This window comes from Kocuria sp. APC 4018 (assembly GCF_030407675.1).
GTDB classification, from domain to species: domain Bacteria; phylum Actinomycetota; class Actinomycetes; order Actinomycetales; family Micrococcaceae; genus Kocuria; species Kocuria rhizophila.
On record NZ_JASDCY010000001.1, the window covers coordinates 42,113 to 67,652 of the forward strand.

The following is a 25,540-nucleotide window of genomic DNA, read 5'->3' on the forward strand; positions in this document are numbered from 1 at the left end:
GGAACAGAGCGCGTGGACTCGTAGCCCGGGACCGCTCACGGGGTGACCGGGTCACCCCCGGACACGTCCGCCAGCACCTCCCGGACGTGATCCAGCGCTCCCGACAATTCCTGTAATTCCATGTTTCCTGGCGCCGTGATGCGCAGGCGGCTGATGCCGTCCGGCACCGAGGGCGGACGGAAACAGCCCACCGCGACACCCCGGGCCCCCAGCTGCTCCGCGGCCCGAACCGCAGACTCCGGAGTGACCATGGGCACGGACTGCACCGCCGCCCTGGCGTGCGGGATGTTCAGCGCGGACGCCACGAATCGCGCCCGCTCGTGCAACCGGGCCGCCAGCTCGGGGGCTTCCCCGATGATCCGCGCGGCCTCAGTCGCGGCCGCCGCGGACGTCGGTGCCAGGGCCGTGTCGAAGATGAACGGGCGAGCCGTGTTGACCAGGTGCTCCCGCAGGGCGGGTGAGCCGAGCACCGCCCCGCCCTGCGCGCCCAGCGCCTTGGACAGCGTGAGCGTCAGCGCCACGTGCGGGGATCCCGCAAGCCCGAGCTCGTGCACGAGCCCCCGCCCTCCGCCGGCCACGCCGATGCCGTGCGCCTCGTCCACGAGCAGGAGCGCATTCTGCCGCTTGCACGTCTCCGCGAGCTCCCTGAGCGGTGCATGATCACCCCACACCGAGTAGACCGATTCCACGACCACGATCGCGCGTGTCTCAGAGCGCTCGGCCAGCAGTTCCGCCACGTGCGCGACGTCCGAGTGCCGCGCGATCCGCACCGGCGAGCGGGACAGCCGGGCCCCGTCAACCAGCGATGCGTGCGCGTGGGTGTCCGAGACGATGAGCGTGTCCGCGTCTCCCAGCGCAGTGAGCACGCCGGTGTTGGCGGCGTACCCGCTCGAGAACGCCAGCGCCGCGGGCTGGCCGGTGAGCGCGCACAGCTCCCGTTCCAGCCACTCGTGGATCCCCAGCGTGCCCGTGACCAGGCGCGAGGCGCGTGATCCGGTGCCGAACTCCTCCAGCGCCGCACGGGCCGCGGCCACGACGCGCGGGTCCCGGGAGAGCCCCAGGTAGTCGTTCGACGCCAGATCCACGCAACCGCCGGGGAGGCACCGCAGCCGACGCCGCAGTCCCGCCTTCTCCCGCTGCTCGCGTCGGTCGCAGAGCCAGTCGTCGAGCGGTCCTGCGGCATCCACTGTGCGTGCGGAAGCAGCAGCAGTCATGACCCGGCCTGCAGTTCCACGTGCTGGGCGGCTCGGAGCAGGGCGTAGGAGATCGTGCGGACCTCCTCGTCCGTGCACACGTACGGCGGCATGGTGTAGAGCAGCGTGCCGAAGGGGCGGAACCACACCCCCTGCTCCAGCGCCGTGCGGGTGAGGGCCGCCGGATCGGGTGCTTCGTGGAACTCCACGACCCCCACCCCGCCGATCACCCGCACGTCCTTGACCACCGACAGCTCAGCCGCCACAGGAAGGATCTCGCTGAAGGCCGCGGACAGGCGTGCCACGTCCTCCGACCATGTCTCGCGGAGCATACGAACTGACTGCAAGGCCACGGCGCACGCGAGCGGGTTGCCCATGAACGTGGGCCCGTGCATGAGCGCGCGCTGCTCGGACGCGGTGATCACCTCCCCCACGACTGCGGAGACGAGCACCGCCGCCAGGGTCATGTACCCGCCCGTCAGGGCCTTGCCCACACACATCACGTCCGGGACCACATCCGCCCACTCGCTCGCGAACCACTTGCCGGTGCGCCCGAAGCCGGTGGCAATCTCGTCCACGATGAACACCAGGTCCAGCTCGTCCGCCAGGTCCCGCAGCGCCCGCAGGCACGTGGGGTGGTAGGTGCGCATTCCGCCCGCGCCCTGCAGCACGGGCTCCACGATGATCCCCGCGAGCTCACCCCGGTGCTTCCGCGCGGTGGCCCGAACGTCCTCGATCCACTGCGTCACGCTGCCCTCGTCCGCGTGCCACACGGTGCCGTCGGGCGTGGTGGCCGCCGGCGGGGGCGCCACGAACAGCTGTTCCGCCACCAGCCCCGAGAACTCGGCATGCATCCCGCCCTCGGGGTCGCACACGCTCATGGCCCCGGTGGTGTCCCCGTGGTAGCCGCCGCGGACCGTGAGGATGCGGCGGCGCTCCGGGCGCCCGCGGGCCGCCTGGTACTGCACGGCCAGCTTGAGGGCCACCTCCACGCTCACCGATCCGGAGTCCGCGAAGAACACGTGCTGCAGCTCGGGCGGGGTCACCTCCACCAGCAGCTCGGCGAGCTCCACGGCGGGCCGGTGCGTGAGGCCGCCGAACATCACGTGGGAGAACTCGGTGACCTGGTCCACGACCGCGCGGTCCAGCTCCGGATTCCGGTATCCGTGCACCGCGCACCACCACGAGGCCATGCCGTCGATCGCCTCGATGCGCTCACCCTCGGGGCTCACGAGCGTGAGGGTCACGCCCTCCGCCGCCTCCACGGTGTACGGGGCGGGGCCGTCCAGCGCGGCGTACGGGTGCCACAGCAGCCCGCGGTCCCGCGCGGCAAGACTTTCCCCGGGAGGCATATCTCCCACGGGGCCGGGCTCAGGCATTCGGCGCCACCGACGTGCCCGCACCACGACGCCGCACGGTCGGGCTCAGCTCCACCCGCACCCTGGTGTCGTCCTCGTCCCGCTCCGGGCCGTCCCCCGAGCCCAGCAGCGCCGCCAGAGCCGGAGACATCCCGGTGCCGGTCGGCGCGGACGACGCCGCGGTGTCGCGGGCCCGCGCCCGGTCGCCAGTGTTTCGGGAACCGGCCTCGCGGGAGCTGTCGACCGCCTCGACCGGCCCGCCCCGGGACACGTCAGCGGGGACACTCGCACCCTCGGGCTCAGAACCGTCACCGGACGCGGCCCCGGAACCAGCGGCCGATCCGCACACGGACCCGCACGGCGTCGTCGTCCGCTCCCCCGAGCCCTGCTCCGCACCGCTCCCCTGGGCCGCCGCCGGGCCGACGTGACGGTCCCGGGACGGATCCGGACCGGCCCCGAGGACGGTGAACCCGGCGTCGGCGATCATGGCCAGGTCCGCCTCGGCCGCCTGGCCCTCGGACGTGAGGTAGTCGCCCAGGAACAGCGAGTTGACCACGTGCAGGGCAAGGGGCTGCAGCGAGCGCAGGTGCATCTCACGCCCGCCGGCCATCCGGATCTCCTTGTCCGGGCACACGAAGCGCACCGCGGCGAGGATCTTGAGGCACTTCTGCGGGCTGAGCTGCCACGTGCCGGCCAGGGGCGTGCCCTCGAACGGCATGAGGAAGTTGACGGGCACGGAGTCCGAGCCCAGGTCCCGCAGCGCGAACACCGCCTCGACGAGCTGCTCGTCCGTCTCGCGCATGCCCACGATCAGCCCCGAGCACGGGGACAGGCCCGCGTCCTTGGCGCGCTCCACGGTGTCCACGCGGTCCTGGTAGGTGTGGGTGGAGCAGATGGACTCGTAGTGGGACTCGGCGGTGTTGAGGTTGTGGTTGTAGGCGTCCACGCCCGCGCCGCTGAGGGACTCCGCCTGGCCGTCCTTGAGCAGGCCCAGGCACGCGCAGACCTCCACGTCCGGGTGCTGCTCCTTGAGCGCCTCCACCGTGCGGGTCACCGTGCCCACCTCGCGGTTGGAGGGCCCGCGACCGCTGGCCACAAGGCACACGCGGCTGGCCCCGCCCTTGATGCCGTACTCGGCCTGCTCCACGGCCTGCTCGGGACTCAGCCACGAGTACTTGAGGATGTCCGTCCCGGCATTCAAGCGCTGGGAGCAGTAGCCGCAGTCCTCCGCGCACAGCCCGGACTTCAGGTTGACCAGGTAGTTCACCTTCACGGTCATGCCGAAGTGCTCGCGGCGCAGGCGTGCGGCGGCCGCCACGAGATCCAGCATGCCGGGATCGTCGGTGCGCAGCAGGTCGAGGGCTTCGTCCGGGGTCACGGGGGTGCCGGCGAGAACGCGCTCGGCCAGCTCTGCGGGGTTCTTGAACATTGTTCAATTATTGAACGGTGTTCAGGAAAGTCAATTCGTGACGGGAGCACGCACGCCCACCAGGACTCGCCCCGGCGACGACGCCCCTTTCGGACGGTCTGGCCTCGCAGAACGCACCATCGCGAGCAGACCGGGCGTCCGAGCCTCCCCTGGGCCGGCAGGGCCCCGAACGACGGCGCCCTCACAGCACACAGCCCACCGACCCCTACTCGGTAGAGTTTCTGCGGAGCCCGCACCCGGGCACGAGAGCAGGGAGGCACGCCGTGGCACTGGACCGCAGCCAGGTGGTGGATGCCGCGTGGCACATCCTGCAGACCTACGGTCTCGGCGACCTCTCCATGCGCCGCCTGGCCAGGGAGCTGGGCGTCCAGCCCGGGGCGCTCTACTGGCACGTGGCCAACAAGCAGGAGCTCCTCGCGGTCCTCGCGCAGCGCATGGTCGCCCCGCTCGAGACCCCCTCGGTCCGCCCCGCGCACACCGCGGACGACGACGCCGCCGCGCGCCTTCTCATCGCCCGGTTCCGTTCCGCGGTGCTCGCCGTGCGGGACGGCGCGGACGTGGTGAGTGTGGCGCACGCCCTGGATCCATTGGGGATGCAGCCCGTTCCGCTGCTCATCACGGCGCTGACGGACCGGGGCATGACCCCGGAGGACGCCGAGACGCTGGCCCTCACGCTCACCCGCTTCACCCTGGGATCCGTGACCGCCCAGCAGACCCGCGAGTCGATGGACCTGCCCACCGCCACCATGGACGCCGAGTTCGAGGCGGGCGTGCGCGCGATCCTGGCGTAGCGGCGGCGTCGTGGGCCGTGCGAGGCGTGGCCCGGCAAGCAGGACGCTGTGAGGTGGAGTAAATGCAGCATCGCGGCCGCGAATCTGCATCTGCTCCGTTATTGCAGGCGTTGAGAGGCGGACGTCCGCATGGTCCTGGTGCAGCGGCGGCGCCCCGCTGTCGTGCGCGAGCAGGACGGGGAAGAATGCCCGCATGACGACGACCTCTTTCACTCTGCGAGTGCCTTCGCCCGAGGACGCCCCGAGGATTGCTGAGGTCCACGTGCAGTCCTGGCGGGAGACCTACACGGGACTCGTGCCGGAGCACTTCTTCGGGGACGCCGCCCGGCAGGCGCGCCGGAAGATGTGGTCCCGGATGCTTGCTGACCCCGCCGTCCGTGACCGGCTGCGTGTGGCCGAGGTAGGCGGGACGATCGTGGGGTTCGCGGGTGCGGGCCGCCCCGAGGAGGAGGACCCTGCACGGGAGCTGGCCCTGCGCATGCTCTACGTGCTGCGGGACCACCACGGCAGCGGGGCGGGGCAGGCACTGCTCGACGCCGTTCTTGGCGAGGAGCCCGCGCAGCTGTGGGTGGCCGAGGCCAATCCCCGCGCAATCCGCTTCTACGAGCGCAACGGCTTCCGCGCGGATGGAGCCTCTTTGACCGAGCCCACTCTGGAGGACCTCCGCGAGATCCGCATGGTGCGCTGAGGCGCGAACCCCCGCAAGGTTGGAACAGCACCGCGCCCCCGCGACCATGTCTCGGCCGCCGGGCTCAGAACCGGGAAGAGGACCGGGACCACCGTCTGAGGCCATAGACGTACCACTCCAGCCCGCCGACCTCGCCAGCCGGGCCAGCACCACCAACCGCCCACCCCCGGACCGTGCGTCGTCCTGCCGGACATGACATGTGCCTGCACGCTGCCGCGATGGCCCGACGACAGGCACGGCCACCCATCAGACGATCTGACTAAAATCAACCACGGAGAGATATACACGGTCTCTAACGGGTCATCGCAGCCATGGGAGGACATTAATTGTTTCTATTCACCAAAGCCTCTAGCTTAGTCTTCGGCCTCCTGGTCGTAGTGGCCACCAACAGTATCCCCGAACGAGATCCTCAAAACTCCCTGGTCTCCACGTGAAAACAACCTAACATCCGCTAGGCGGCACCATGTTCGGGCACTCTGACGACAGGTTCGATATAGGTAGTGGCGGCAGGCGGGTATAGTCCCGTCACGGACTGTACCCTGCCTGCCCGACAGCAAAACCAGTCGCCCTTTCAAATTTTCTGCGGCGAGCTTCGCAACCCTACCCGCAGTCGAAAGCGAGCCGCCCGCACGCCTAAAATAACTACCCTCGTAGCTTACCCAACAATACGGGCCCCGCATAAACACATAGGGGTACTATTCTCGTTGACATAATTCGCATCTCAAAATAAAATGCAGGTATTTTCACCCCGCTATGGTACAGGCTGAAATTAGGTACCTACACCTCCTTATTTTCGACTAAAACGAGCGACTAGCTCGAGAATTTCAGTACCTTTAAGTTGGTGGGTGGAATTACCCTGCCTTATATAAAAATTTCCATCCCAAGATACAGGAAGGGACATCGATTTTGGACGGAGGGCCCAAATGGCGTAACCCATGTAGTCAAATACGGAAAGCGTGCTTGCAAGCTGAGATGCAAAAGCCCCATCTAATTTAGATTTTTTGATTCGTTGAACTAGCCACTGCATATGTTGGTCCCTGTTCCGCCCAAGAGCCGCTAGTTCATGCTCAGTACCCGTGACAATAAACTCACCCACTTCAAGCGGGTTGATCTTGTAGAGGCTAACTATTCTCTTTGCATGCTGAGGACGGTCCGCAACTCCAAAAAATATAAAGCCCTCTGCATCAGTGGAATGGTTTGCCATGGCCGATGCCGTACGGAGAACTGCCTCAAAAGCGTCCTCATCAAATATCTTGGATTCATCTAGACGTGTAAAACCCTGCTTTAACTCAAACAAAGAATGCTCGGTGAGCGCCATCTGCATTTGAATTTCGAACTCTGTTGCACTCTGCCGCGTACGCTGAGCGATCGGATCGTTGCTTTGTGCAAAGTACTGTTGAAGTACTGCCTTGATAGAATCGAACAATGGGCGCTTTCTGTTTGCCCCCCAATTACCTCCGCCAGCCGGCACAGTGAGATCCCTGTCCCAGAACCCCTCTAACTCTCTAGTCAATCCCGGCAGGTCAGATAATTCATTTCCTTGAACAAGGAGTTCATGGAGGGAAACAAAAACTGCATGGAAATAACGAGGGATTCCCCGAGGATTCCTTTGGGTTATTACCCAAGACGCCCACGGTTCTCCCGATTCAATAATAGTGTTTTTTATTATATCGAGAGTTAAAGTAAAGCTCTTCTCAATATTTTTTGTCCCAAGAGAATTTATGCGCTGAGCAACCGCACCTTCGGAGGTTGATGCGTTACCATCTCGTCCATATGCAGAGTTTCGGTAGGCACTTCCACTAACAGCCAGTGGATCGAGAATAATATCAAGAAGAATATCAAGAACCAGTTCTTCGTCTCGGGACTCGCGAACTGCATCTTTGTCGAGGATTCCGTTTTTTACCCAGAAGACATCTTCGCTTGGGATCCCGTAGGGCAGGTCTCTGTTTGTAATACTAATTTTAGGCATCTCCGCGAGGGGTAACATTTCAGAAAGCGTAGCATCTCCCCGAATGCTAGCGCTGATTCGTCTCACGAGGCCCGCCAGCTCGGACGTAACGCCCGCCTGACGAATTTCCTGCAAGCTTAATTTGCGCCCCGATGAGTTGATACGCCTAAAGACTTCGTCTACGGAGTCTTCTGTAGCAGAGCGATAGGTGGAAACCGGGAGTTGATAATTAACGATATCTACGCAAGTTTTTCTATCGAGGAGCGGCTCACGCTGGATGAAATCTCCCTCGTCGCGTCTCAACTTCGTGTCAGCCAGGGTGTCGAGATCAAAATATTTCCCGTTATAAGGGAATTCATTTTCGATAAACGAAAATATTGAGTTTAGGCGTTGTAGACCATCTATAATTTCGAGCTGGGGCAAGTTTTTGATCGAATTTTCTGCAAGCAAAACCAGCGGAATAGGTAAGTTACTGCGAATTGAGTCAATAAGCGCCTGTTTTTCTTCGACACCCCATACCAGTTTGCGCTGGTACCTCCGGTTTACAACAAAGTTGTTCTGCGCGTATTGCGTATAGAGATTTTGTAAACTTTGACCTAGAACGGTCAGTTCAGTTGCGTTTGACGGCGCCACGTCGTCACCTCTTCAGATTTGCAGTTGATTTCATATTATTTGAAATGGTCAGTTTTTAATCATGAAATTCAGCCCATTCCAGTATTTTCCAATGTTAATAATTATCTTACTGGTATCCGGTTTCGCAATTTTTCTAGCGAAATAAAATGCAAATAGTTTTTTGGAAAGCACCTTCACCCATCGGTCGGGGCAATAGCTGGGCCCATCGGTTCTACGAACTTATAGGGGCTGCCGCTTCGAAACCGCGCTACGGGAGCGTGTCGCGTTGGGAATTTTTAGAACGCTAGACGAGTGCGCTAATCCCCCGAACCCACCACCAGCATGGTGGCCCCGAAGACCAGACCGGAGACGATGAGCACCACGGTGGTGTAGCTCAGGATGTCGCGGATCTTCAGCCCGGCGATCGCGAGCAGGGGCAGGGCCCAGAACGGCTGGATCATGTTGGTCCACTGGTCGCCGTACGCCACGGACATGATGATCACGGACGGGTCCACGCCCAGGCGGGCGGCGGCGTCGAGCAGGATGGGTGCCTGGATGGCCACCTGACCGCCGCCGGACGGGACGAAGAAGTTGACCAGGCCCGCGGAGAGAAAAGCCAGCAGGCCCAAGGTCTCCGGGGTGGCGACCGCCACGATGGAGTCGGAGAGCACCTGGATCAGCCCCGTGGCGGTCATGATGCCCATGATCCCGGCGTACAGCGGGAACTGCAGCAGGATGTCGCCCACGTTCGCGGCGGCGTTCTTCACCAGGGCCATGACCTCGAACGCGTTGCGGGACAGCAGGAAGATCAGGGCCAGGAACATCCAGTTCACGATGTCCAGGGTGACGCTGCCGCCGCCCGTGAAGTGGATGATCAGATAGGCCACGAGGGCGAGACCCACCAGCAGGGTGGGGATCCGGGAGGCGTCCAGGCGGTCGGCGGGGGCCTCGATGGCGGGCTCGGGGATCTGCTGCTCGGACTGCGCGAGCGCCTCCGCGGTGATGCTGTGGGACTCCGGGACGGCACGCGGGGCCACGAGCCACAGGGCCAGCGCCACGAGGACCACGGTGACCACCGCGGCGGTCATGTTCCACCAGGAGAACGTGGTCTCGGAGACGGGGATGACGTGACCCACCTGCTTCTCGATGAAGGAGCCGGGGGTGGCCGCGGTGAGCGGACCCGAGCCCGAGTACCCCATGTGCCACACGACCATGCCGGAGAAGCCGGCGGCCACGAGCATCGGGAAGCTCACGGGGGTGCCGCGCCGGGAGAACTCGGCGGCCACCTCGCGCGCAAGCAGCCCGCCCACCACCAGGCCGAAGCCCCACGTGATGAGGCACGCCACCGCGGCCACCACGAACACGAACACGTAAGCGGCCAGCGCGGTCTGCGGCATGGCCGCGAGCCGCCCGAGCAGCGCCCGCACGGGCCGGGTGCTCGCCAGGGCGTGGCCCAGCAGAAGCACCAGGGCCATCTGGGTCATGAACGCGAGCAGTCCGGAGAGCCCGGCACCCCACCCCTCGATCACGGTCACGGGGCTCGCGTCCGTGAGGAGCAGCGCCATGACGCCGACCACCGCGGTCAGCAAAATCGCGAAGATCAGCGCGGAGGGAATGAACCGCTCCACCACGTAGTTGACGGGGCGCATGGCGCGGGCCAGGACCGGTTCAGAGGAGGCCGCTCGGGCCGGGGAGTGCTGCGGGGAGCTCATGGGGGTTCCTCAGGGGTGGCTCGGATCAGGTACCGCCCCGATCCTAGAGACAGTGACATGCGTTACATGCTGTGCGCGCAGTGTGACGGCCCCGCGCATCTCCCCGCCTCGTGCGCATCCGCAGTCCCGCCCGTCCCCCGCCTCGTGCCACGTGCCCACGACGACGCGGCGCAGGCCCACGAGGCCCCGCTCCCGGCCTGTCCGCTCACGCCCGGTCGCGCGCCGTGACCTCCGGGTGCCGGGCGCCGGGCTCTCGCGGCGCCGTGGCCCGGTGGTGGCCGAGGAACAGCAGCACGATGAGGGCCACGTCCACCACGTCCCCGCCGTAGTACATGAGCTGCGCTCCGACCTCCGCGTCCGCGGGCGCCACCCCCGCGGGCGGATGGGCGAACAGCCACTTGGCCAGGATGGAGTGGGCTGCGATGAACAGCACCAGGACGGCCGCACGCACCCGGAAGGACGAGCGGTGCGGATCCGGGTCCGGCCCAGCGATCGAGGCGGTGAACACGTACCCGGCCAGGAAGATGTGCGTGTGCACCACCGCGTGGCCGAGCGCCGAGGCGTGCATCCAGTGGAACAGCCCGGTGGTGTAGAGCAGCCACAGCCCGCCCACGTTGAGCACGGCGGCCACCGCGGGGTGCATCACGAACCTGATCCACGGGAACCGCAGCACCCGCGTGACCCTCCGGGCCCCGGCCGTGGGCAGCCCGCGCAGCAGCACCCGCACCGGGGCGCCCAGCACCAGGAGCAGCGGCCCGATCATCCCCACCAGCAGGTGCCCCACCATGTGCATCGTGAAGCTTGCGTGACCGGCCTGGGCCACGGGCCCCACCAGCCCGGCACCCACGCACGCCAGTCCCGCGAGGAAGCTGACCGGGCGCCAGGTGGCCACGCCGCGTCGCCCGCGCCCGGCCCACAGGCACCAGCAGTACGCCACTGCGGCGAGCAGCACGAGCGCGAGGACCAACCACTCGAAGAGCGGCCACGGGGCGGCCACCGCGGCGTCCGCGTGCCCAGCGGCACCACCACCGTGCTGCCCGTGGCCCCCGTGCCCCTGCTCCCCCGCGCCCACCGCAGCCGCGAGAAGCCCCGGGGGCGCGGAGAGCGTCAGGAACCCGGGGAGGATCAGAGTCCCCGAGCCCATTACGCCGCCCGGTACGCCCGGGCGCCGCGCCGCATCACCAGGTACCCCACGAGCATGAGAACCACGGCCGTGCCGTTCCACACCAGGTCGTACGGCAGCAGGTCCACGCCGTAGCGGATCTGGTGGATGCCCAGCAGCTTGTGGTCCACGATCCCGTCGAAGAGCTGGAAGGAGCCGACGCCCAGGATCACCGCACCCACCCAGTGGGGCCAGTGCACCCCGCCACTGCGGCGCACGTCGGCCAGCATGAACAGACCCCACACCGTGATGAACCATGCGAAAGCATGGAAGAAGCCGTCGGTCACGAGAGCGACCTCGTGCGTGGAGAGGTCGTAGAAGTGGTGCCACTGCAGGCCCAGGTGGAAGATGAACAGGTCGATCATGGCCGCCGCGATCCCGCAGCCGAACAGGAACCCGGACAGCGCCGCCCGCTTCCGGGTGCGGGTGACGTCCGGGCCCGACTCCGCCCGGTCGGCCGTCTTCTCGCTCCTCACCGATCCTGCGGACGGGGCAGCGGGTGTGGATTCCGGATGTGCCATGTTCCCTCCCGGGTCGCGCGGTGGCCCGAGGTCGGACGCGAAGCGCGCGCCCCGATCGGGAACCGCACCGCCGCCCACCCTCGGACCGCTTGCCGTCATCAGCCTACTGACGTGTGTGCTCCGTGGCACGGGTCTCACACCCGCAACGGCCAACATGACGTGCCCGCCAGGACCTGCGGGGCCACCACCCCGCCCGGACCCGACCCTCCGCCCACGCCCCGGGCCACGAGAACGGGGTGCCCCGCTCTGGTGAGCGGGACACCCCGTAGGTCACGCGGCGCCGCTCAGCGGCACCGCCCGTCTCAGCGGCTCAGCAGCAGGGCCTCGCCCTGACCGCCGCCACCGCACAGCGAGACCGCAGCCTTGCCGGAGCCGCGGCGCGCGAGCTCCATGGCCGCGTGCAGCGCCAGGCGGGCACCGGACGCACCGATGGGGTGGCCCAGGGCGATCGCGCCGCCGTGGATGTTGACCTTGTCCATGTCCACGCCGAGGTCCCGGACGGACTGCACGGAGACCGCGGCGAACGCCTCGTTGATCTCGATGAAGTCCAGATCGGCCGCGCTCCACTCCGAGCGGGACAGGGCGTGCTCGATCGCGCGCGAGGGCTGCGAGTGCAGGGACGTGTCCGGCCCGGCCACCTGCCCCGGCTTGCCCACCACGGCGAGCCAGTCCAGGCCGTGCTCCTCCGCGTAGCCGCGCGTGGTCAGCACGAGGGCGGCGGCGCCGTCGGAGATCGGGGAGGAGTTGCCCGCGGTGATGGTGCCGTCCTTGGTGAAGGCGGCCCGGAGCTTGCCCAGCCCCTCGGCGGTGGAGTCCGGGCGCACGCCCTGGTCCTCGGAGACCGTCACGGGATCGCCCTTGCGCTGCGGGATCTCGATCGGCGCGATCTCGTCCGCGAAGACGCCGCTCTGCTGCGCCTTGCCGGCCAGCTGGTGGCTGCGCGCGGCCACCCGGTCCTGCTCCTCACGCGTGATGGAGCGCTCGGAGTTGCCGGTCTCGGTCAGCTCTCCCATGGGGACCTGCAGCTCCACGTCCACGAGGCCGTCGTGGGCCAGTGAGTCGGCGAGGGTCATGTCCCCGTAGGACGTCCCCTTGCGAGCCCCCAGCGCCAGGTGCGGGGCGTTGGTCATGGACTCCATGCCGCCGGCGACGACGACGTCCGCCTCGCCCGCGCGGATCATCCGCGCGGCCTCGGTCACGGCCACCAGCCCGGACAGGCACACCTTGTTCAGGCTCATGGCGGGCACGGTCATGGGAAGCCCCGCGGCCACGGCGGCCTGCTTGGCGGGGTTCTGCCCGCCGCCGGCCTGCACCACGTTGCCCATGTAGACGTAGTCCACGTCCTCCGGGGCCACACCCGCGCGCTGGAGGGCGTGCTTGATGGCGTGCGCCCCCAGGTCCACGGCGCTCTGGGACGCGAGGGCCCCCAGCAGCTTGCCCTGCGGGGTGCGCGCCCCGTTGACGATCACGATGTCATTGGCGTTCTCTGTCACTGTTCCTCCTGAACGGGTACGGAATCGGGGGTCACGTCCACCAGATCCACCCGGTAGTTCGCTTCGGTCTTCTCGGCCACCTCGGCCTCGGTCACGCCGGGGGCCAGGGTGCGCAGCACCAGTCCGGCCTCCTCGACGTCGAACACGCACAGGTCCGTGATGATGCGGTCCACCACGCCCACCCCGGTGAGCGGGAGGTCGCACTCGCGCTTGAGCTTCGCGGAGCCGTCCTTGGCCACGTGCTCGGTGAGCACCAGCACGCGAGGGGTTCCGGCCACGAGGTCCATGGCGCCGCCCATGCCCTTGACCATCTTGCCCGGGATCATCCAGTTGGCCAGGTCCCCGGTCTCGGAGACCTGCATGGCGCCCAGGATGGCCATCTTCACGTGCCCGCCGCGGATCATCCCGAAGGACGTGGCGGAGTCGAAGATCGCCGCCCCCGGCTGCAGCGTGATGGTCTGCTTCCCGGCGTTGATGAGGTCCGGGTCCTCGTCCCCCTCGTACGGGAACGGGCCCATGCCCAGCACGCCGTTCTCGGACTGCAGCACCACGCTCACGCCCGGCGGCAGGTTGTTGGCCACGAGCGTGGGGATGCCGATCCCCAGGTTCACGTAGTCGCCGTCCGCCAGTTCCGACGCCGCGATGGCCGCCATCTCGTCGCGTGTCCAGCTCATGCCGCTCCTCCCTCGACGCCGCCCGCGCCCTGCGCGTCTGGCCGAGGCCGGGTGGTGCGCTGCTCGATCTCCTTGGGCGCTCCCGAGTACTGCACCACGTGCTGCACGTACACCCCCGGGGTCACGATGTGGTCCGGGTCCAGCTCGCCGGGGGCCATGATCTCCTCGACCTCCGCGAAGGTGACCCTCCCGGACGCCGCGCACACCGGGTTGAAGTTGCGGGACGTGCGCCGGTAGACCAGGTTTCCGTCCGTGTCTCCGCGCCACGCGTGCACCAGGGCCACGTCCGCCACGATCCCGCGCTCCTGCACGTACGTGCGGCCGTCGAACTCGGCGGTGGGTTTGCCCTCCGCCACGGGTGTGCCCACACCGGTGGCGGTGTAGAACGCGGGGATTCCCGCGCCGCCGGCCCGCAGCCGCTCCGCGAGGGTGCCCTGGGGGTTGAACTCCACCTCCAGCTCACCCTCCAGGAACTGGCGCGCGAACTCCTTGTTCTCCCCCACGTAGGAGGCCAGCACCTTGGAGACCTGGCGGTTCTCGAGCAGCAGCCCCAGACCCTTGCCGTCCACGCCCATGTTGTTGGAGACCACCGTGAGGTCCTTGACCCCGCTCTCCCGCACCGCCTCGATGAGATCCCGCGGGACACCGGAGAGCCCGAAACCGCCCACCGCGAGCGTCATGCCGTCCCGCAGGGTCTCGGCCAGCAGCTCCGCCGCGCTGTCTCTGAGTTTGGACATGGCCACCCTTTCGCATTGTGTGCACGTGTGATCCGCATCTCAGCGTAGACGGTCCGCGTCCCGGCCGCCGAACGCGTGGCGCGGCAGGCGCGCGGGCGGCGTCGTCGGCTCAGGAGGCCATCCAGCCGCCGTCCATGGCGTAGGAGGAGCCCGTGACCATACCCGCGGACGGCCCGGCCAGGAAGGCGATCAGCTCGCCCACCTCCTCGGGCTCCACGAGGCGCTTGATCGCGGACTCGGTGAGCATGATCTTCTCGACCACCTGCTCCTCCGGGATGCCGTGCGTGGCCGCCTGGTCCGTGATCTGCTTGTCCACCAGCGGGGTGCGCACGTAGCTGGGGTTCACGCAGTTGCTCGTGACACCGTGCGGCGCACCCTCCAGGGCCACGGCCTTGGAGAGCCCCTCGAGTCCGTGCTTGGCCGCCACGTACGCGGACTTGAACGCGGACGCCCGCAGCCCGTGCACCGAGGACACGTTGACGATCCGACCCCACCCCTGCTCGTACATGTGGGGGACGGCGGCGCGGATCAGCAGGAACGGGGACTCCAGCATGAGGGTGAGGATCCGGTGCAGGTCCGCGGGGTCGAAGTCCTGGACGGGCGAGACCTTCTGGATGCCCGCGTTGTTGACCAGCACGTCCACGTCCAGGCGCAGCTCCGCGAGCGCGGCGGTGTCCGTGAGGTCCACGGCCCACGCCTCACCGCCCACCTCGTCCACGAGGCGCTGGGCGGCGTCGTGGTCGATGTCCGCGACCACCACGTGGGCGCCGCGCGCGGCGAGCGCCCGGACCGCGGCGGCTCCGATGCCGCTGGCACCGCCGGTCACGAGCGCCTTCTTGCCATGGAGAGTGGTCTCGGTCATGTCGGGTGTCCTCACTCGCGGTGGTCTTTGCTCCAGGGTACGCAGGCCCGCCCCCGCCCGGAACGGTGCGGTCCGCGCGGCCGACCATGTCAGGACCGGGCGAGGGGTCGAGACGCCGAGCCCCTTGCACTCGACGTAACATATACGATTTGATACACGAAGCGGGTGACGCGGTTCACACCCAGCTCTACACTCACTTCACGACCATTTGGTCGGTTAATGCGTGACCCATCCGCCACTGGCACCCCACGGACTCCGGTCCGACGATCCTGGAGACCCCACATGGCAACCACAGCAGCGCCCGCTCAGGGCCGCACCATGTCACGAGAAGAGCGCAAGGTCCTTGCGGGAACCCTCGTGGGCACCACCATCGAGTGGTACGACTTCTTCATCTACGCGCAGGCGGCCGCCTTCATCCTGGCCGCCCACTTCTTCAACCCCCTGGGTGCGGAGAACGCGCAGCTCGCGCAGGTGGTCTCCTGGGCGTCCCTGGGCATCAGCTTCCTGTTCCGCCCGCTCGGGGCCATCGTGGCCGGGCACATCGGCGACCGGTTCGGCCGCAAGGTGACCCTGGTGATGACCCTGTTCGGCATGGGTGCGGCCACCACGCTGATCGGCCTGCTGCCCACGTACGAGCAGATCGGCATCGCGGCACCCATCCTGCTGATCCTGCTGCGCATCCTGCAGGGCTTCTCCGCCGGCGGCGAGTGGGGCGGGGCGGCCCTGATGTCCGTGGAGCACGCGCCCGTGAACAAGCGCGGTCTGTTCGGCGCCTACCCGCAGATCGGCGTGCCGATCGGCATGCTCATGGCCACCCTGTTCATGTTCACGCTGACCACCACACTGACCCCCGAGCAGTTCGAGTCCTGGGGCTGGCGCGTGCCGTTCCTCTTCTCCATCGTGCTGATCTTCGTGGGCTGGATCATCCGCCGCTCCGTGGACGAGTCCCCGGTGTTCCTGGAGATGCAGCAGCGCGCCAAGGAGTCCTCCGCACCCCTGGGCCAGCTGTTCCGCAAGAACCCGCGCGAGGTGCTCCTGGCCGCGCTGATCTTCGCGGGCAACAACGCCGCGGGCTACCTGGTGATCGCGTTCTTCGCGTCCTACGGCACCAAGGCACTGGGCATGTCCCGCCCCGAGACGCTGATCGCCTCCATCGTGGGCGGCGTGGGCTGGCTCATCTTCACCATGCTCGGCGGGTGGATGTCGGACCGGATCGGGCGCAAGCTCACGTTCCAGATCGGCTACGGCATCATCATCCTGTGGGCCATCCCCATGTGGTGGATGCTCAACACGGCGTCCCTGCCGCTGTTCGCGCTGGCCATCTTCATCCTCACCATGGGCCTGGGCCCGTCCTACGGTCCGCAGTCCGCGATGTACGCGGAGATGTTCCCGGCCCGCGTCCGCTACTCGGGCGTCTCGATCGGCTACGCCCTCGGCTCGATCATCGGCGGCGCCTTCGCCCCCATGATCGCGGAGCTGCTGCTGGGCCGCACGGGTCAGGCCTGGACCATCGGGCTCTACATCGCCCTGCTGTCCCTGGTGTCCTTCATCGCGGTGTGCTTCGTGAAGAAGTCGGACCAGGGCAAGGACCTGCACGTGGCCGAGGTGCACGAGGAGTACGTGCGCTCCCACCCGGGCGAGACCGTGGCCCCGGTGGCCGGCGAGCCCGAGACGGGCACGGACACCGCGCGCCACTGAGCCTCGCGCTCCACAGCTCCCGGTCGGTGTGCACTCGGGGGCTGACCGGTTCCCCACCGCGGGCCCGGCATCCGCCCAGGATGCCGGGCCCGCGGTCTGTCCGGACAGAAGCTGACATGCACGGTCACCGATTGACGTGGCTCACACGATCGGGGAACCTGAACTAGAACGAACGGTCAGTTATTGCGCCCCTGAGGAGATGCCATGTCCGAGATGCCCCACGCCTTTCTCGTCGGAGGAGCCCGCACTCCCGTGGGCCGCTACGGAGGGGCCCTGTCCTCGGTGCGTCCGGACGACCTCGCCGCCCTGTGCATCCGCTCCGTGGTGGAGGACTCCGGGATCGACCCCTCCCTGGTGGACGAGGTCATCCTGGGCAACGCCAACGGCGCCGGTGAGGAGAACCGCAACGTGGCCCGCATGGCGTGGCTGCTCAACGGCTACCCGGACACCGTTCCCGGGATCACCGTGAACCGGCTGTGCGCCTCGGGCATGTCCGCGATCACGATCGCCTCGCAGATGGTCAAGTCCGGTGCTGCGGACATCGTGGTGGCCGGCGGCGTGGAGTCCATGTCCCGCGCCCCGTGGGTCATGGAGAAGCCCACCACCGCGTTCGCCAAGCCCGGCGAGGTCTACGACACCTCGATCGGCTGGCGCTTCCCCAATCCCGCGTTCGTGGACGGCCCGCTCTCCCGGGACGGCAAGATGACCTACTCCATGCCGGAGACCGCGGAGGAGGTCGCCCGCGTGGACGGCATCTCCCGCGAGGACGCGGACGAGTTCGCGGCGGAGTCCCACCGCAAGGCGCTCGCGGCCATCGCGGCGGGGCACTTCACGGACGAGATCGTCCCGGTGGAGGTCAGGGGCCGCAAGGGTGCGGTCACCGTGGTGGACACGGACGAGGGCCCCCGCGAGGGCTCCACCACCGAGGTGCTCGCCAAGCTGCGCCCCGTGGTGAAGGGCGGCTCCGTGGTCACCGCCGGCAACTCGTCCTCGCTCAACGACGGCGCATCCGCCGTGATCGTGGCCAGCGAGCGTGCCGTGACCAAGTACGGTCTCACCGCCCGGGCCCGGGTGGTGGACGGCGCCTCCGCCGGTCTCGCGCCCGAGATCATGGGCCTGGGCCCGGTGCCCGCGTCCGAGAAGGTCCTCGAGCGCGCGGGCTGGTCCGTGGGGGACCTCGGCTCCGTGGAGATCAACGAGGCCTTCGCCACGCAGTCCCTCGGCTCCATCCGCCGCCTGGGCCTGGATCCCGAGATCGTCAACCGGGACGGCGGCGCCATTGCCCTCGGTCACCCGCTGGGCTCCTCCGGCTCGCGCATCGTGATCACCCTGATGGGCCGCATGGAGCGCGAGCGCACCGCCAAGGGCCTGGCCACCATGTGCATCGGCGTGGGCCAGGGCGCCGCCCTGCTGATCGAGCGGGTGTGATCCGGCCGTGACGGACTCGAACACCACGCACGACGACGCCGCACGCGACCCCCGCGCGGACGGCGCCGCCGCGGCGTCGTCCTCGGAGAACGGGAACACGGCGGGGGCCGCCGCCCCCGGCACCACGGCCACCGGCGACTCCCCCGCGGCAGCCACCTCGGAGGAGCAGGCAGCGGGCGGAACGCCCGCGTGGGCCGCGGACTTCGAGGCGCTGCGCGTGAGCGAGCGCCCGGACCGCCTGCACGTGGCCCTGGACCGCCCGGACGTGCGCAACGCGATCGACCAGGTCATGGTGGACGAGCTGCACACGGTGTGCGGGCACCTGGAGCGCGAGCCGAAGATCATGGTGCTCAGCGGCACCCGCGTGAACGGCAAGGGGATCTTCGCCTCCGGTGCGGACATCGCCCAGCTGCGCGAGCGGCGTCGTGAGGACGCCCTGCGCGGAGTGAACTCGCAGATCTTCGACCGGATCGCCAAGCTGCCCATGCCCGTGGTCGCTGCCCTGGACGGCTACGCCCTGGGCGGCGGCGCGGAGCTCGCGTGGGCCGCGGACTTCCGGATCGGCACGCCGCGCCTGAAGGTGGGCCAACCGGAGACCGGGCTGGGCATCATCGCAGCGGCCGGTGCCCTGTGGCGGCTCAAGGAGCTCGCGGGGGAGGCCCTGGCCAAGGACATCCTGATGGCCGGGCGCATCCTCTCCGCGGACGAGGCCCTGGAGGCCCGCCTGATCACCGAGATCCACGAGCCGGACGAGCTGCTGACCGCCGCAGACGCGCTCGCGGACCGGATCGCCGCGCAGGACCCGCTGGCCGTGCGGATCTCCAAGCGGGTGTTCGCCATGCCGCGCGAGGCGCACCCCCACGTGGACGAGCTCGCGCAGGCCGTCCTGTTCGAGTCGCAGGCCAAGTTCGACCGCATGCAAGCGTTCCTGGACCGCAAGAAGGAGCCCAAGAAATGACCGAGAAGACCGAGTCCGCTGTTCCCGCCACCGTGGGTGTGCTGGGTGGTGGCCGCATGGGCGCGGGCATCGCGCACGCGTTCCTGATCGCAGGATCCCGCGTGACCGTGGTGGAGGTGGACGCCCCCGCCGCGGAGGCGGCGAAGGAGCGCGTGGAGTCCGACCTCGCCAAGTCCCTGGAGCGCGGGAAGATCGACGGCAACCTGGACGTGTGGACCGAGGACTTCGCGGTCAGCGTGGACTACGCGGACTTCGCACAGTGCGAGCTGGTGGTCGAGGCCGTTCCCGAGCTCTGGGACCTCAAGGTCTCCTCCCTGCAGAACGTGGAGGCCAACCTGCGCGAGGACGCGTGGCTCGCCTCCAACACCTCGTCACTGTCCATCGACGGGCTCGCCGCCGAGCTGCAGCGCCCCGAGCGCTTCTGCGGCATGCACTTCTTCAACCCGGTTCCGGCCTCCAAGCTCGTGGAGATCGTGGTGGGCGAGCGCACCGGGCAGGACATGCAGGATCTCACCGCGCAGTGGGTCGCGGGGCTCGGAAAGACCCCCGTGACCGTCAAGGACGCCCCCGGCTTCGCGTCCTCCCGCCTGGGAGTGGCGCTGGGCCTGGAGGCCATCCGCATGGTCGAGGAGGGCGTGGCCTCCCCCGAGGACATCGACAACGCCATGGTGCTCGGCTACAAGCACCCCGTGGGTCCGCTCGCGCTCACGGACATCGTGGGTCTGGACGTCCGGCTGGGGATCGCCGAGTACCTGGAGAAGGAGCTCGGCCCCCGCTTCGCTCCGCCGCAGCTCATGCGGGACATGGTGGAGCGCGGTGAACTGGGCAAGAAGTCCGGGAAGGGCTTCTACGACTACTCCTGACGCCGTGACCGCCGTCTGACTAGGTCAGAGACATGTTGTGCACCGCAGCCCGCCACCCGGAGACCCCGGGTGGCGGGCTTCTTCCGGTCACGATTCGATCACGAACGGTTGCACATGCAAATCGGATTCTTCAGGGTGGATCATGTCCCACCTGAAGGATCCGGGCCCCCACCCGGAGGGGAGAAAGGGGCCGGCGCCGGTGTTGGGAACCGGCGCGGGGAGATGGGGGGAGAACCGGGGTTGGGACCCGGAGGGGACGAAGACGAGCGGCTCGCACAGCAGTGCGTGGGCCGCTCGTTCTCGATCCCGGGCCGCCCACCTCCAGGGCCGCCCGCGCTGCGTCACCCACCAGGACACCCGAGCTGCAGGCCTTGGACTCCCGCCCGAGGGTGCCGGGACGATCGGGCGCGGGCGCACGGAGCAGGAGCGAGGCGGGCGACGGTCACGATTGCATCACAGGTGTTGCTATTGCAAACACCACGTCGCAGGGTGGAGGTGTTGGCAATCGCAGGTGATCCATCCGAAAGGTGAGAACCATGAACAGCCATAAGCTCAAGATCGTGACCGCAGCCGCCGTGGCCGTCCCGCTCCTCGTGGGGTGCGGGCAGGGCGGGGAGTCCGCCGAGGCGAGCAGCCCGGCCGCGTCGCAGACCCGGGCCGCAACGGCGTCGTCCGCACCGGCCAGTCCCGCCGCCACGACCGGCGGGGGCGACGCCGCCGACTCGCCCGCGGCCAGCGCCGCGACCTCCGCGAGCGGAGCACCCGGCTCCGGTTCCGCCCTGCCGGCCGTGAAGGATCCGTGCGCCGGCGTCTGCGAGGAGACCGCACGCGTCAAGGTCCAGCACCCCACGTTCGGCCCCATGGAGATCGTGTCCTACACGCTGACCACCGTGCCGGACACCGCTCCGCAGGGGAAGCGACCCAGCTACGCCGTCTACCAGAACGGCCAGCCCGTGGGATACGCCTCCTCCCCGGAGAAGACCACCGCCGTCTCGTTCGGCGCCGAACCCATGATCGGCGACCAGCTGTGGGAGGTGGACCCCAAGAATCCCGTGGACAAGTACGGCAACGTCTACTTCTCGGACAGCATGGGCGTCACGGTGATCAGCCCCACCGAGAAGGGCTACGACTCCCACGGCACGCTGCCTGGGTCGGACAAGTCGCAGTACCCGTTCGAGCAGGCGGGCGTGACGATCGATGCCGCCGGGGAACCCACTGTGACCCAGAAGGTCGTGGGCTCGGACGGCGTTCTCACCGGGGAGACGGTGCAGTGGACGTGGAACGGGTCCGCGTTCGTGGCCCAGAAGTAGCGCTCACACCCCTGGCAGGCAACGCCTGACCAGCGACAGGAGAGGAGCGGTCCCGCTGCGGCGGGTCCGCTCCTCTCGTCTGCCGGATCCCCGGTGGCCGCCCCCTGCGCCCGCACGGGGACGCGCACCTCAGCGCTCCACGAGGATCCCGTCCTCGTCCGCCCACAGGGTCTTGCCGGGCCGGAAGGTGACGCCGCCGAAGTTGAGGATCACGTCCGTCTCCCCGAAGTCGTTGGGCGAGGACTTGCGGGGGTTGGTGCCGAGCGCCTTGACGCCGATCTCCAGGGTGCCGAGCTCCACACGGTCCCGCACGGGGGCGTTGATCACCAGTCCGGCCCAGCCGTTCTGCATGGCGGTGCGGGCCACGTTGTCCCCCAGCAGCGCACAGTTCATGGAGCCCTGCCCGTCCACCACGAGCACCGCGCCCTCACCCGGGGTGGCCACCAGCTCCTTGACGTCCACGTTGGACTCGAAGCACCGCACCGTGCGGATGGGGCCGGTGAACTGGTGCACACCGCCCACCGAGATGAACTGGGTGGTCACGGACTGCAGCTCGTCACCGCGCTCGTCGTAGAGGTCGCACGTGGAGATGGTCATGGGACTGGCCTTTCGTCGCGGACGGGGCCGCGCGGCGTCGTCGCCCCCGGAGTGGCCCGGGTGCGATGGACCCGACGGCGCCCCGGAACGGAACACGCACGGGCCCGCGGACGGCAGGCTACGCGGCAGTAGGAATGTGATGGAGGTTACGCGAGGTCTTCGTCCAGTTCAACGGCGGGCGCGTGGCGCTGCAGGAACCGAAAGACCTCCGTCTCGTCCACTCCGGGGAACGCTCCGGCGGGCATGGCCGCGAGCATGTGGGTGGCCGGACGCGCCGAGGGCCAGGCCTGCCCCTCCCACTGGTCCGCGAGCGCCGGGGAGGGCTGCTGGCAGCACGCGGGGTCCGGGCACGTGGAGGTGCGCCGGTAGGAGGTGGCGCGGCCGCGGAACCACTTGACGTGCTCGTAGGGCACCCCGAAGGAGATGGAGAACTCGCCGTGCTCGGAGCCCTCCACGCGCGCCGAGCACCAGTACGTGCCGTGCGGGGTGTCCGTGTACTGGAAGTGGGACAGCAACCTGTTGGTGCCCGAGAACGCCTGGCGGGCGGAGAAGAACCGGCACGCGCGCTGACCCTCAACGGCTCCGCTGTGGTCCGTGGGGAACTGCAGGCCGTCGTTCTGCCACGCCTTGTGGATGATCCCGGAGGAGTGCACCTTCTCGAAGTGCGTGGGGATGTCGAAGTGGTGGGTCATCAGGTTGGTCATCCGGTGCGCGGCGGTCTCGTGGGACACCGCGAACGCGTCCCGGAGGTCGTCCACGGACAGCTCCCGCTGGGACTTGGCGCGGGCCAGCAGGTCCACCGCCGAGGCCTCAGGAATCATCAGCGCCGCGGCAAAGTAGTTGGTCTCAACGCGCTGCTCCAGGAACTCGCCGTAGTCCGCGGGCCGGCGGTGCTCCAGCAGGTGGTGCCCCACAGCCTGCAGCAGCACGGACCACGGAGAGCCCGCCCCCGCGGAGGTGGGCAGGTAGAACCGCCGGTTGCGCAGGTCCGTCACGGAGCGCGTGGAGTGCGGCAGGTCCGGGACCTGGTGGATCTCGAAGCCCACGTGCTCCACGAGCCGGGAGATGTGGTGCTCGGACAGCGGCCCGCCCGTGTGCTTGATCGCGGCCAGCAGCTCCGCGGCCATGGTCTCGATGCGCTCGAAGTAGTTGTTCACGCCCTGCATCCGCGCGCGCAGCTGGGTGTTGGCGCGCCGGGCCTCCTCCGGGGTGGCGGCCTGCTCCTCCAGGCGCTGGCCGAGCTGCTGCTGCAGGGCCGCGAGCGCCTCGAGGGTCTCGGTACTCATCCCCGGACCCACGCGCACGGTGGGCAGCCCGAGGGCCGCGTACATGGGCCCGCGCTGCACCCGCTCCACCTGGATCTCCAGCTCCATGCGGCGGGACGGCGCCTTGGACCCGAGCAGCTGCTCCACACCCATGTCCAGCGCACCGGCCAGGGCCGAGAGGGTGCTGAGCTTGGGCTCGCGCTTGCCGTTCTCGATCAGGGACAGCGCACTGGGTGCCATTCCCACGGTGCGCGCGAGCTCCTCCAGGGTGATCCGCAGCCGCTTGCGGCGGTACCGGATCCGGCGCCCCAGCACGATCGGGTCCGTGGGGTCCCCCGCCTCCTCCGGCGGCACCGGGGACGGCGTCCGGGCGCCCGCACCGGTTCCCGCTCCGGTGCGTGAGCCCCGCAGGGCGTCGCGGCCCCCGGAGGACGACGCCGCCGCGCCGGGTACCGCGCGTCCGGCACCGCTGCCGTCACGGCCGGCAGCGGCCGCCGAGGGGGTCCGCGACCCCGCGGTGCCGCGCGCGGCGGGGGTCGTCCCCCCGGCGGTGTCCGCGGGGGTGCGACCGGTGGCGGAGGGGGAGGGAGCGGCGTCGACGGTGCGGCGCCGCCTGCGGGGGCCTGTGGTCGGGGTCATACCCCGAGTTTAGAACCAATTTTCTCAGGCGTGAAGAAATGCGGTTCTTCACTCGGAAAACCCCTTTTCAGGGGTGCAGATCGCGGCAAAAGTAGAACTCATCAAGTTACCCGGGCGAAACTTCCCCGTACCGCCCGGACGACCGATCGAAGGAGACCGAGATGAGCACCGAGAACAGCAACCTCCGCAGCGCCGCCGAGCTGGCCCGCGACTGGGAGGAGAACCCCCGCTGGGCGGGCGTGACCCGTGACTACGCCCCCGAGGAGGTCCTGCGTCTGCAGGGCTCCTTTCGAGAAGAGCACACCAACGCCCGGCGCGGCGCGGAGCGACTCTGGAACCTGCTCAACTCGGAGGATTACATCAATGCTCTGGGCGCTCTGACCGGCAACCAGGCGGTCCAGCAGGTCAAGGCCGGGCTCAAGGCCATCTATCTCTCCGGCTGGCAGGTGGCCGGTGACGCCAACCTGGCGGGCCAGACCTACCCGGACCAGTCCCTCTACCCCGCGAACTCCGTTCCGCAGGTGGTGCGCCGGATCAACAACGCGCTCAAGCGCGCGGACCAGATCGAGCACGCCGAGGACGTCCACACCGTGGAGAACTGGATGGCGCCGATCGTCGCGGACGCGGAGGCCGGCTTCGGCGGACCGCTCAACGCGTTCGAGCTCATGAAGTCCATGATCGATGCGGGCGCGGCCGGCGTGCACTGGGAGGACCAGCTGGCCTCCGAGAAGAAGTGCGGCCACCTGGGCGGCAAGGTGCTGATCCCCACCCAGCAGCATGTGCGCACCCTCAACGCGGCACGCCTGGCGGCGGACGTGGAGGACGTCCCCAGCATCATCATCGCCCGCACGGACGCCGAGGCCGCCACGCTGATCACCTCGGACGTGGACGAGCAGGACGCCGAGTTCATCACCGGCGAGCGCACCGCGGAGGGCTTCTACAAGGTCCGCAACGGCATCGAGCCCTGCATCGCCCGCGCCAAGGCGTACGCCCCGTACTCGGACCTCATCTGGATGGAGACCGGCACGCCCGACCTCGAGCTCGCCAAGCAGTTCGCGGAGGCCGTCCACGAGGAGTTCCCGGACCAGATGCTGGCGTACAACTGCTCGCCGTCCTTCAACTGGAAGAAGCACCTGGACGACGACACCATCGCCAAGTTCCAGCGCGAGCTCGCCGCCATGGGCTACCGCTTCCAGTTCATCACCCTGGCGGGCTTCCACGCCCTGAACTACTCCATGTTCGACCTGGCCCACGGCTACGCCCGCAACCAGATGAGCGCCTACGTGGACCTGCAGGAGCGCGAGTTCGCCGCCGAGGAGCGCGGCTACACCGCCACCAAGCACCAGCGCGAGGTGGGCACCGGCTACTTCGACCTGGTGTCCCAGGTGGTCAACCCGAACTCCTCGACCATCGCTCTCAAGGGCTCCACCGAGAGCGCCCAGTTCTGAGCCGCCCAGCGGCCACGGACTGAACCGGACCCGCGGGGGTCGCAGCAGGTCATTGGGGCCTTTGACTTCGCACCCCGACCCCCGCGTTCACCCCGTCCGCACCGAGGGGCTCCTCAGCCCTCCCGCGGACGACGAACCGCCCCGGCACCGCAAC

The 25,540-nt window shown here is 68.3% G+C and carries 21 protein-coding genes; 8 read left to right on the plus strand and 13 right to left on the minus strand.

Features of this window, described 5'->3' with window-relative positions; all coding sequences use genetic code 11:
* Positions 1–35: 35 nt before the first annotated feature.
* The 3 genes from QL985_RS00200 to bioB are packed head-to-tail and all read right to left on the minus strand — an operon-like array spanning position 36 to position 3,980.
* Positions 36–1,214 (minus strand): 8-amino-7-oxononanoate synthase, encoded by a 1,179-nt coding sequence (locus tag QL985_RS00200; protein ID WP_183085948.1) that lies wholly within the window; start codon positions 1,212–1,214, stop codon positions 36–38.
* Complete coding sequence (gene bioA / locus QL985_RS00205; RefSeq protein ID WP_145000124.1) at positions 1,211–2,572, minus strand: adenosylmethionine--8-amino-7-oxononanoate transaminase; 1,362 nt, start codon at positions 2,570–2,572, stop codon at positions 1,211–1,213. The genes QL985_RS00200 and bioA overlap by 4 nt, the downstream gene beginning before the upstream one ends.
* The gene (gene bioB, locus QL985_RS00210) at positions 2,565–3,980 is read right to left on the minus strand and encodes a biotin synthase BioB (RefSeq protein ID WP_135010703.1); all 1,416 of its coding nucleotides are present in this window, start codon (positions 3,978–3,980) and stop codon (positions 2,565–2,567) included. The genes bioA and bioB overlap by 8 nt, the downstream gene beginning before the upstream one ends.
* Before the next feature lie 263 nt (positions 3,981–4,243).
* Here bioB and QL985_RS00215 point away from each other — a divergent pair, with 263 nt between their 5' ends.
* Together QL985_RS00215 and QL985_RS00220 are read left to right on the plus strand one after the other, a co-directional pair.
* Positions 4,244–4,771: a TetR family transcriptional regulator gene (locus tag QL985_RS00215; RefSeq protein ID WP_144802017.1), complete on the plus strand. Its 528-nt coding sequence runs from the start codon at positions 4,244–4,246 to the stop codon at positions 4,769–4,771.
* A gap of 193 nt (positions 4,772–4,964) precedes the next feature.
* Complete coding sequence (locus QL985_RS00220; protein ID WP_144802020.1) at positions 4,965–5,459, plus strand: GNAT family N-acetyltransferase; 495 nt, start codon at positions 4,965–4,967, stop codon at positions 5,457–5,459.
* A gap of 787 nt (positions 5,460–6,246) precedes the next feature.
* Here QL985_RS00220 and QL985_RS00225 read toward each other — a convergent pair.
* The 8 genes from QL985_RS00225 to QL985_RS00260 all read right to left on the minus strand — a co-directional run bounded on the left by QL985_RS00225 (position 6,247) and on the right by QL985_RS00260 (position 15,180).
* Positions 6,247–8,040: a DUF262 domain-containing protein gene (locus QL985_RS00225; protein ID WP_144802023.1), complete on the minus strand. Its 1,794-nt coding sequence runs from the start codon at positions 8,038–8,040 to the stop codon at positions 6,247–6,249.
* 296 nt (positions 8,041–8,336) lie between these two features.
* On the minus strand, positions 8,337–9,731 hold the full coding sequence (locus QL985_RS00230; RefSeq protein WP_047979325.1) for a TIGR00366 family protein: 1,395 nt from the start codon (positions 9,729–9,731) through the stop codon (positions 8,337–8,339).
* Positions 9,732–9,936: 205 nt separating this feature from the next.
* Positions 9,937–10,875, minus strand: coding sequence for a cytochrome c oxidase assembly protein (locus QL985_RS00235; RefSeq protein WP_259905705.1), 939 nt, complete (start codon positions 10,873–10,875; stop codon positions 9,937–9,939).
* Positions 10,875–11,369, minus strand: a complete 495-nt coding sequence (locus QL985_RS00240; RefSeq protein WP_259905701.1) for a DUF2243 domain-containing protein — start codon at positions 11,367–11,369, stop codon at positions 10,875–10,877. Before QL985_RS00240 ends, QL985_RS00235 begins: the two co-directional genes overlap by 1 nt.
* Before the next feature lie 347 nt (positions 11,370–11,716).
* Positions 11,717–12,907 carry an acetyl-CoA C-acetyltransferase gene (locus QL985_RS00245; RefSeq protein ID WP_259905699.1) on the minus strand — a complete coding sequence of 397 codons (1,191 nt, stop codon included), beginning with the start codon at positions 12,905–12,907 and terminating at the stop codon, positions 11,717–11,719.
* Positions 12,904–13,581, minus strand: coding sequence for a CoA transferase subunit B (locus tag QL985_RS00250; RefSeq protein ID WP_102614028.1), 678 nt, complete (start codon positions 13,579–13,581; stop codon positions 12,904–12,906). The genes QL985_RS00245 and QL985_RS00250 overlap by 4 nt, the downstream gene beginning before the upstream one ends.
* Positions 13,578–14,318: a CoA transferase subunit A gene (locus QL985_RS00255; protein WP_102614027.1), complete on the minus strand. Its 741-nt coding sequence runs from the start codon at positions 14,316–14,318 to the stop codon at positions 13,578–13,580. The genes QL985_RS00250 and QL985_RS00255 overlap by 4 nt, the downstream gene beginning before the upstream one ends.
* Positions 14,319–14,427: 109 nt before the next feature.
* Positions 14,428–15,180 carry a 3-hydroxybutyrate dehydrogenase gene (locus QL985_RS00260; protein ID WP_259905697.1) on the minus strand — a complete coding sequence of 251 codons (753 nt, stop codon included), beginning with the start codon at positions 15,178–15,180 and terminating at the stop codon, positions 14,428–14,430.
* A gap of 282 nt (positions 15,181–15,462) precedes the next feature.
* Between QL985_RS00260 and QL985_RS00265 the strand changes: the two genes are divergently transcribed.
* The 5 genes from QL985_RS00265 (at position 15,463) to QL985_RS00285 (ending at position 21,437) form a co-directional block, all read left to right on the plus strand.
* Entirely contained in the window at positions 15,463–16,878 is a 1,416-nt protein-coding gene (locus QL985_RS00265) for an MFS transporter (RefSeq protein WP_124109744.1), read from the plus strand.
* A gap of 204 nt (positions 16,879–17,082) precedes the next feature.
* A complete protein-coding gene (locus QL985_RS00270; RefSeq protein ID WP_039101615.1) occupies positions 17,083–18,306 on the plus strand; it encodes a thiolase family protein in 1,224 nt (407 codons plus the stop codon).
* Positions 18,307–18,313: 7 nt separating this feature from the next.
* Complete coding sequence (locus tag QL985_RS00275) at positions 18,314–19,264, plus strand: enoyl-CoA hydratase/isomerase family protein (RefSeq protein WP_259273893.1); 951 nt, start codon at positions 18,314–18,316, stop codon at positions 19,262–19,264.
* Positions 19,261–20,127: a 3-hydroxyacyl-CoA dehydrogenase family protein gene (locus tag QL985_RS00280; RefSeq protein WP_259906372.1), complete on the plus strand. Its 867-nt coding sequence runs from the start codon at positions 19,261–19,263 to the stop codon at positions 20,125–20,127. Before QL985_RS00275 ends, QL985_RS00280 begins: the two co-directional genes overlap by 4 nt.
* A 536-nt stretch (positions 20,128–20,663) precedes the next feature.
* Positions 20,664–21,437, plus strand: a complete 774-nt coding sequence (locus QL985_RS00285; RefSeq protein WP_259906371.1) for a hypothetical protein — start codon at positions 20,664–20,666, stop codon at positions 21,435–21,437.
* Between the two features lie 129 nt (positions 21,438–21,566).
* Here the strand turns inward: QL985_RS00285 and rraA are convergent, their stop codons facing one another.
* Both rraA and QL985_RS00295 read right to left on the minus strand, forming a co-directional pair.
* Positions 21,567–22,034: a ribonuclease E activity regulator RraA gene (gene rraA, locus QL985_RS00290; RefSeq protein ID WP_019309855.1), complete on the minus strand. Its 468-nt coding sequence runs from the start codon at positions 22,032–22,034 to the stop codon at positions 21,567–21,569.
* Positions 22,035–22,180: 146 nt separating this feature from the next.
* Complete coding sequence (locus QL985_RS00295; protein ID WP_223246185.1) at positions 22,181–23,938, minus strand: helix-turn-helix domain-containing protein; 1,758 nt, start codon at positions 23,936–23,938, stop codon at positions 22,181–22,183.
* Between the two features lie 161 nt (positions 23,939–24,099).
* Here QL985_RS00295 and aceA point away from each other — a divergent pair, with 161 nt between their 5' ends.
* Entirely contained in the window at positions 24,100–25,386 is a 1,287-nt protein-coding gene (aceA, locus tag QL985_RS00300) for an isocitrate lyase (RefSeq protein WP_102614021.1), read from the plus strand.
* The last annotated feature ends 154 nt before the right edge of the window (positions 25,387–25,540 follow it).

What these genes read in the sequence shown, in the direction of transcription:
- QL985_RS00200 (WP_183085948.1), bottom strand. Translation starts at nt 1,214, where the DNA reads ATGACTGCTGCTGCTTCCGCACGCACAGTGGATGCCGCAGGACCGCTC.
- bioA (WP_145000124.1), bottom strand. Translation starts at nt 2,572, where the DNA reads ATGCCTGAGCCCGGCCCCGTGGGAGATATGCCTCCCGGGGAAAGTCTT.
- bioB (WP_135010703.1), bottom strand. Translation starts at nt 3,980, where the DNA reads ATGTTCAAGAACCCCGCAGAGCTGGCCGAGCGCGTTCTCGCCGGCACC.
- QL985_RS00220 (WP_144802020.1), top strand. Translation starts at nt 4,965, where the DNA reads ATGACGACGACCTCTTTCACTCTGCGAGTGCCTTCGCCCGAGGACGCC.
- QL985_RS00230 (WP_047979325.1), bottom strand. Translation starts at nt 9,731, where the DNA reads ATGAGCTCCCCGCAGCACTCCCCGGCCCGAGCGGCCTCCTCTGAACCG.
- QL985_RS00235 (WP_259905705.1), bottom strand. Translation starts at nt 10,875, where the DNA reads ATGGGCTCGGGGACTCTGATCCTCCCCGGGTTCCTGACGCTCTCCGCG.
- QL985_RS00250 (WP_102614028.1), bottom strand. Translation starts at nt 13,581, where the DNA reads ATGAGCTGGACACGCGACGAGATGGCGGCCATCGCGGCGTCGGAACTG.
- QL985_RS00255 (WP_102614027.1), bottom strand. Translation starts at nt 14,318, where the DNA reads ATGTCCAAACTCAGAGACAGCGCGGCGGAGCTGCTGGCCGAGACCCTG.
- QL985_RS00260 (WP_259905697.1), bottom strand. Translation starts at nt 15,180, where the DNA reads ATGACCGAGACCACTCTCCATGGCAAGAAGGCGCTCGTGACCGGCGGT.
- QL985_RS00265 (WP_124109744.1), top strand. Translation starts at nt 15,463, where the DNA reads ATGGCAACCACAGCAGCGCCCGCTCAGGGCCGCACCATGTCACGAGAA.
- QL985_RS00270 (WP_039101615.1), top strand. Translation starts at nt 17,083, where the DNA reads ATGTCCGAGATGCCCCACGCCTTTCTCGTCGGAGGAGCCCGCACTCCC.
- QL985_RS00280 (WP_259906372.1), top strand. Translation starts at nt 19,261, where the DNA reads ATGACCGAGAAGACCGAGTCCGCTGTTCCCGCCACCGTGGGTGTGCTG.
- QL985_RS00285 (WP_259906371.1), top strand. Translation starts at nt 20,664, where the DNA reads ATGAACAGCCATAAGCTCAAGATCGTGACCGCAGCCGCCGTGGCCGTC.
- rraA (WP_019309855.1), bottom strand. Translation starts at nt 22,034, where the DNA reads ATGACCATCTCCACGTGCGACCTCTACGACGAGCGCGGTGACGAGCTG.
- QL985_RS00295 (WP_223246185.1), bottom strand. Translation starts at nt 23,938, where the DNA reads ATGACCCCGACCACAGGCCCCCGCAGGCGGCGCCGCACCGTCGACGCC.
- aceA (WP_102614021.1), top strand. Translation starts at nt 24,100, where the DNA reads ATGAGCACCGAGAACAGCAACCTCCGCAGCGCCGCCGAGCTGGCCCGC.